The sequence below is a fragment of the Bradyrhizobium sp. STM 3809 genome, from assembly GCF_000239795.1.
Taxonomy (GTDB): domain Bacteria; phylum Pseudomonadota; class Alphaproteobacteria; order Rhizobiales; family Xanthobacteraceae; genus Bradyrhizobium.
The window spans coordinates 1-6518 of record NZ_CAFJ01000031.1 but is presented as its reverse complement, the minus strand read 5'-3'; the positions used below and the strand labels follow the sequence as shown (position 1 = coordinate 6518).

Here is a 6518-nt window from a genome sequence, read left to right as displayed (position 1 = left end):
TTCGTGCCGCTCCTCAATTGCTCGCCATCACCGGGCGCACCGGATCGCCTTCGCGCAGCAAGGCGCCGGCGCGGGTGACGACGATTTCGCCCTCGGCGAGGCCGTCCTTGATCTCGACCTGGCCGCCGGCCATCAGGCCGATCTCGACGCGCTTTGTCTCGATCCGCTGCGCGCGCACGACCTGCACGACGGTGCCGTCGGAATCGTACAGGATGGCGGTCAGCGGCACCGCGACGCCGCAGCTCTGGCCGATCTTGATCACCGCGCGGCCGAACGCGTTCACCAGCAGCCGCGCCGTGCCGTTGATGGCGATGAAAGCCTGGCCGAGCTGGCTGTTCGGCTCGACGGTCGGCGCGACGCGGCGGATCTTGCCGTCGACCTCGCCGGCCCCGACGATACGGATCCGCGCGGTCTGATTGACGGCGAGCTTGCCGATCTGGGCTGATGGCACCAGCCCGACCAGGTCATATTCGTTGCGGGCGATGATCGAGAACAGCGCCTCGCCGCGTCCCGAGGCGAAGGCGCCGATGGTGGCGGTGGACGAGAGGATGGTGCCGGCGACCGGCGCCTGCACCATGATCGTGCCGCCCTCGGGCGGCGTCAGCCGCGCCAAGTTCTGTCCGGCCGTGACGGTGTCGCCGGCATCGACCATCACCTCGGCGACCTTGAGGCCCGGGCGGTCCGGCCGGACCGCAGTCTCGTCGCGCGCCAGCACCATCCCGGACACCTCGACAGTGTTGTCGAAGCAGGCCTTGGCGGCCTTGAGCACGTTGACCGCGGCGCCCTTCGGCGCCTCGGCATTGTCGGCGGCGGAGGCCGCCGGGGTCAGCGCCATCTGGGACACGGCCATGAGGCTTGCGGCGACCAGCGCCAGCGGGCGGCTCAAGACGGCAACTCCGGACTGTCCCATGCGAAACCCGATTCCTCGCGACCCCAATTCACTGCGCGGTTCTCGCCGGGATAGCAGACGCGCGACCGCCGGGCCAGCAGACCCATCTGCTTGCATAGTCGCCCCACACCCCCGCGACGTTCATCGCCGGCCGAACTTATCGGCAGCCGCCACGTTGATGCCGTCCTTGTCGCTTCGGACTCACGCTCATGGCTCGGCTCTGGATACCGCTTCTGCTTTTGATCGGCCTCGCGATGCCGGCGTCCGCCGCCGAGTTGACGGCCGATTCGGTCAACGCCGCCGAGCTGCGCAACCGGCCGCCGGCCGAGGACAAGATGGATCCGCTGGCGATCCGCGCCGAGGTCCTGCTCGACCGCGCCCATGTCTCGCCCGGCGAGATCGACGGCCGCTTCGGCGACAATGCGCGCAAGGCGCTGGCGGCCTTCGCCGCCGCCCGGGGCCTCTCCAGCGGATCGAACCTGACGCCGGAATTGTGGGACGCGCTGCGCCAGGACCAGGCCCCGGCGATCGTGACCTACAAGATCACCCGTGACGACGTGAGGGGCCCGTTCCTGAAGAAGCTGCCCCGGCACATGGAAGACATGAAGGACCTGCCGCGGCTCGGCTACACCTCGCCGCGTGAGGCGCTGGCCGAGAAGTTCCACATGAGCGAGGCGCTGCTCAAGGCGCTCAATCCCAGGAGCAGCTTCGAGCACGCCGGCGAGGAGATCGCCGTCGCCAATGTGATGAAGCCGGACGAGACGGTGCCGGAGATCACCCGCCTCGACATCGACAAGCAGGCCGAGACCGTGCAGGCCTTCGACAAGGACGGCAACCGCGTCGCGATGTTCCCGGCCACCGTCGGCAGCGACGACAAGCCGACGCCAGTCGGCAGCTTCAAGGTGGAATCGATCGATGCCAACCCGAACTACCGCTACAACCCGGACTACAAGTTCAAGGGCGTGAAGGCGCGCAAGCCGTTCGACATCAAGCCGGGTCCGAACAATCCCGTCGGCGTCTACTGGATCGGCCTGTCGATCGGCCAGGGCTACGGCATTCACGGCACCGCCGAGCCCTCCAAGGTCGGCAAGACAGAATCCCACGGCTGCGTCCGCCTCACCAACTGGGACGCGACCTTCCTCGGCCAGCATCTGTCCAAGAAGGCGGTGGTGGAGCTGCGGTGAGCGGGTAAGCTTTGCTGCGGCCACGGCCATCCGGCTTCAATAGAGCCAGGCCGCATCGGCAACCTCCGCCGTCGTCCCGGCCTTGAGCCGGGACCCATAACCACAGGACACCATTCGAGGCAGGCGCGGCGTCGCATCCCGCTCACCACAACCGCCGCGGAGTATGGGTCCCGGCTCAAGGCCGGGACGACGGCGGTGGGTGATCAACTAACAGTGCCGTAGGGTGGGCAAAGGCGCGCCCGACCTGCTAGTTGAGCGGGGAACATATCGCGCGCTGTGCCCACCATTCGCGGTGGTGATGCCGATGGTGGGCACGGCGCCGATGATTTGTGGGCGCCGAGATACTGCGCAACGCGCTTTTGCCCACCCTACGGGGGCGCTTCGTGACGTGATTACTTCGCAAACGACCGCTTCGGCGCGACGTGCAGCGCGTACGCATCCGCCGCGTCGTTGACGCGCGGATACAGTTCGGTCACCAGCGGATCGTGCCCGGGGATGAAGCGGTCCGGATGGCCCGCGAGCCGCTCGATCGTCTCCCATCCCAGGGCCATGTCGCCGACATTGTAGACGATCGGAAACGGGCTGCGGCGCTGCAGATTGGCGTAGTAGTGCGCGGCGTCGGAGGCGAGCACGACCGGGCCGCGCGCGGTGGCGGCGCGGACCACCTGCAGGCCGTCGGAATGGCCGCCGACCCGGTGCACGGTGATGCCGGGCGCGACCTCGCCCTCGCCGGCGTGGAAGGTGACGCGCTCGCCATAGACGTGGCGCACCATGGTGGTGACGTGCTCGACCGAGAACGGGTGGCGCAACAGGCCGTTGCACATGCAGCGCCCCGTCGCATAGGCCATCTCGCGCTCCTGCAGATGAAAGCGCGCGTTCGGGAAGCGGTCGAGATTGCCGGCGTGGTCATAATGCAGATGCGTGACGATGATGTCGCGGATGTCGGCGGCGTTGACGCCGAACGCCGCGAGCGCGTCGACGGGATTGCGGGTCAGCTTGCGGTTGCGGGCCTGCGCCTCCGCGGCATTGAAGCCGGTGTCGACCAGGATGTCGCGGCCCCCGGTGCGAATCAGCCAGACGAAATAGTCGAGGTCCTGCGCCGTCGTATCGTGCGGATCGGGCTGCAGGAAATTCATGTGCAGGCTGCGCGATCCCATCGTCGCATAGCGCAGCGCGTAGATCTCGGCGTTCCCCATCGTGTCGTCCCGTCGGTTGGCTTGTCGTTGCTCGGCTCCGGCGGCATCGAGCCACCGCTGCGCAACGAGGTCAACCGCGCTGCAATCGAACCGGAGCGCGGGCGGCGGCGACACAGCGTGAGGCTTCTCACATTACGGGCCGCCGGGATCGCTGCATGGTCGGCCACGTCGTCGGACGAAAAGGATCTTCGAGATGCTTTCGTCAGCGGCTGCCGCTCGCGAGGATTCTTCAGCTGCCACAAGCAGTTGACGTGTCGTCACGGCGATTTGATAATGCCTGACGCGTGGGTTAATGTCGCCGCGGCGCAAGCTGGACGGCGCCTGTTTGCTGGACCGCTGGACCGCCATCGTGATGACTTTCCGCCTGCTGTTTCTGCTCGCCTTGATGGTCTCTGTTGCCACGTCGGTCGGGTTCTCCCGGTCCGCGCACGCGGCCGGCGACCGCTTCGCCCTGGTCATCGGCAATGCCAAATATCCCGATGCCGAGGCGCCGTTGAAGGAACCGATCAACGATGCGCGCGACCTCACCGACGAGCTGAAGCGTGACGGCTTCGCGGTCGAGACGCTGGAGAACGCGACCGGCGATACGATGCGCCGCGCGCTCGAGCGTCTTTATGGCAAGATCAAGCCGGGCTCGGTCGCGCTGCTGTTCTTCTCGGGCTACGGCATCCAGTCGAGCCGCACCAGCTACATGATCCCGGTCGATGCGCAGATCTGGCAGGAAGCCGACGTGCGGCGCGACGGCATCGGCCTCGAGCAGGTGCTGCAGGAGATCAACAGCCGCGGTGCCGGCGTCAAGATCGCGCTGCTCGATGCCTCTCGCCGCAATCCCTATGAGCGCCGGTTCCGGACCGCGTCGTCCGGGCTCGCGCCGGTGATCGCGCCGAGTGGTACGCTGGTCATGTACTCGGCCGCGCTCTCCTCCGTGGTGTCCGACACCGGCCGTGATCGCAGCCTGTTCGTGCAGGAGCTCTTGAAGGAGATCCGTGTTCCCGACCTCACCGCAGAGGAGACGCTGAACCGCACCCGCGTCGGCGTCACCCGCGCCTCGCGCAGCGAGCAGGTGCCGTGGATCTCGTCGTCGCTGGCGGAGGATTTCTCGTTCGTGCCGGGTGCGGGTGGCCCGCGGCCCAATCCGCCGGCCGACAGCCCGCCGGGGCCGGTCGCGGTTCCGACGCCTTCGCCCACGCCGACCCAGGTCGTGGTCGCGCCGCCACTGCCGCCCGTGCCGCCGCCACCTCCGCCGCCGACGCCGCCGGTGCAGAAGGTGGATACGCCGCCGCCTCCGCCGCCCGTCGTTGCGCCGCCCGTTCCGACGCCGCAGCCGCCCGTGGTGGCCAACAATACGCCGTCCGCCAACGTGCCGGCACCGCCGCCCCCGCCGCCCGCGGATCCCCTGTCAGAGGATCCGACCATCAAGGGCCTGACCGCCAAGATCGCGGCCAATCCGGACGATGCCGCCGCGCTGTACCGGCGCGGCCAGGTCTATGCCAGCAAGGGCGCCTATCCGCAGGCGATCCGCGATTTCGACGAGAGCATCCGGATCAATCCGAAGGATGTCGAGGCGCTCAACAACCGCTGCTGGGCGCGGACCGTCGTCGGCGAGCTGCAGGCGGCGCTGCGCGACTGCAACGAGGCGCTGCGGCTGCGGCCGAATTTCGTCGACGCGCTCGACAGCCGCGGCCTCGTCAATCTCAAGAGCGGCGCCACCAAGAACGCGATCGCCGATTTCGACGCCGCGCTGAAGATCAATCCGCGGCTGACGTCATCATTGTACGGGCGCGGCCTCGCCAAGCAGCGCAACGGCGCTGCGCAGGAGGGCGCGCTCGACATCGCCAATGCCAAGGCGATGGATCCGAACATCGTCCGCGAGTTCGAGAGCTACGGCGTGCGCTGAATTTTTGCGCGCGCGAGCCGGCCGTCTCGAACCCCGGGACCGGTCGGACCGACATAAACGCGAACAGCCGAGGTCGTGAGCGGGCGTTCGCGGCGAGGCGGGACATGAGTTCGCGTGAGTTTCTGCGCGAGGAGGGAATTGCGATGACCGCACCGAAGACGAATCCGTTTAAGGCCGCCAGCCTGACCGGCCTCCTGGTCGCCACGATGCTGAGCGCTTCCGTGACGCTGAGCATCACCCAGGCCTTTGCCGAGGACGTGACCGAAGACCAGATCGTCCGCGCGCTGGCCGGTCCGAAGAAGCCGCTGACCCGCGGCCTGTCGATGGCGCCGCAGGCGGAGGCCGCCCCCGCCGCCAACCCGGAGCAGGACAAGTTCCTGCAGAGCATTCGCGGCCGCTCGACCCGCTCGCTGTCGACGGCGGAGCGCGAGGAGATCGCGGCGGTCGCCAAGACCAAGCCGAACATCGATCTCGAGATCACCTTCGACTACAACTCGGCCAATATCAGCCAGAAGTCGATGCCCTCGGTGCAGGCGCTCGGCCGCGCGCTGACCAGCCCCGACCTCAAGGGATCGACCTTCGTCGTCGCCGGCCACACCGATGCCGCAGGCGGCGACGCCTACAATCAGGACCTGTCGGAGCGGCGCGCCGATTCGATCAAGCGCTACCTGGTCGAGAAGTTCGGCATCGCCGGCGCCGACCTGGTCACCGTCGGCTACGGCAAGAGCAAGCTGAAGGATCCGAGCCAGCCGCTGGCCGAGGTGAACCGCCGCGTCCAGGTCGTCAACATGCAGAGCAAGACGGCGGCCGCCAAATAGCGCCGCCTCTCCACCAGCGCGTCGGGGGCCGCGTGACAAGGGATCGGCATCAGCGGATGCGTCTCGCAGGCTTGCGGGACGCATCGTCTTGTCGGACCCTGTCTCGCCCTCACAGCGGGAGTGCCCGCTCCATCGTCACACCGCATCTCGCGCCGACCGGATCTGCTCCCCGATGACGCTGCCGAAATCCCTCAAAACCGTAGCCACCGCCGTGGTCTTCGTGGCCCTGTTCGCGGCCTATTACTGGTACGAGCACCGCCCGCACGAGGCCGCGGAGGAGCCGCGCATGCAGGCCCAGGTGCTGGTGACCAAGGCCGGCAAGGCCTGCTTCTCCGACCTGGTCCGCGTCACCGGCTTCATCGTGCCTCGCCGCGAGGCGGTGGTCGGCGCCGATCAGGAGGGCTCGCGGGTCACCGATGTGCTGGTCAAGGAGGGCGACACTGTCACCGAGAACCAGGAGCTCGCGCGCCTGACGCCGCCTCCGCCGCAGCCCGGGACGCCGGCCGCCGCCGCCGGCCGCCCGGTGTCGCTGCG

Annotated in this window: 5 protein-coding genes and 1 pseudogene; 4 read left to right on the top strand and 2 right to left on the bottom strand. The window is 68.2% G+C overall.

Annotated features, from left to right (window positions below; all coding sequences use genetic code 11):
- Positions 1 to 13 precede the first annotated feature (13 nt).
- Positions 14 to 886: an efflux RND transporter periplasmic adaptor subunit gene (locus BRAS3809_RS01420; protein WP_008960318.1), complete on the bottom strand. Its 873-nt coding sequence runs from the start codon at positions 884 to 886 to the stop codon at positions 14 to 16.
- Between the two features lie 212 nt (positions 887 to 1098).
- Here BRAS3809_RS01420 and BRAS3809_RS01415 point away from each other — a divergent pair, with 212 nt between their 5' ends.
- Positions 1099 to 2073 carry a L,D-transpeptidase gene (locus tag BRAS3809_RS01415; RefSeq protein WP_008960317.1) on the top strand — a complete coding sequence of 325 codons (975 nt, stop codon included), beginning with the start codon at positions 1099 to 1101 and terminating at the stop codon, positions 2071 to 2073.
- 392 nt (positions 2074 to 2465) lie between these two features.
- Here the strand turns inward: BRAS3809_RS01415 and BRAS3809_RS01410 are convergent, their stop codons facing one another.
- The gene (locus tag BRAS3809_RS01410; protein ID WP_008960316.1) at positions 2466 to 3269 is read right to left on the bottom strand and encodes an N-acyl homoserine lactonase family protein; all 804 of its coding nucleotides are present in this window, start codon (positions 3267 to 3269) and stop codon (positions 2466 to 2468) included.
- 352 nt (positions 3270 to 3621) lie between these two features.
- Between BRAS3809_RS01410 and BRAS3809_RS01405 the strand changes: the two genes are divergently transcribed.
- The 3 genes and pseudogenes from BRAS3809_RS01405 to BRAS3809_RS01395 form a co-directional block, all read left to right on the top strand.
- Positions 3622 to 5166: a caspase family protein gene (locus BRAS3809_RS01405; protein ID WP_035654912.1), complete on the top strand. Its 1545-nt coding sequence runs from the start codon at positions 3622 to 3624 to the stop codon at positions 5164 to 5166.
- Between the two features lie 143 nt (positions 5167 to 5309).
- Complete coding sequence (locus BRAS3809_RS01400; protein ID WP_008960314.1) at positions 5310 to 5984, top strand: OmpA family protein; 675 nt, start codon at positions 5310 to 5312, stop codon at positions 5982 to 5984.
- 172 nt (positions 5985 to 6156) lie between these two features.
- A pseudogene (locus BRAS3809_RS01395) lies at positions 6157 to 6518 on the top strand (efflux RND transporter periplasmic adaptor subunit); the annotation flags it as partial.

What these genes read in the sequence shown, in the direction of transcription:
- BRAS3809_RS01415 (WP_008960317.1), top strand. Translation starts at nt 1,099, where the DNA reads ATGGCTCGGCTCTGGATACCGCTTCTGCTTTTGATCGGCCTCGCGATG.
- BRAS3809_RS01410 (WP_008960316.1), bottom strand. Translation starts at nt 3,269, where the DNA reads ATGGGGAACGCCGAGATCTACGCGCTGCGCTATGCGACGATGGGATCG.
- BRAS3809_RS01405 (WP_035654912.1), top strand. Translation starts at nt 3,622, where the DNA reads ATGACTTTCCGCCTGCTGTTTCTGCTCGCCTTGATGGTCTCTGTTGCC.
- BRAS3809_RS01400 (WP_008960314.1), top strand. Translation starts at nt 5,310, where the DNA reads ATGACCGCACCGAAGACGAATCCGTTTAAGGCCGCCAGCCTGACCGGC.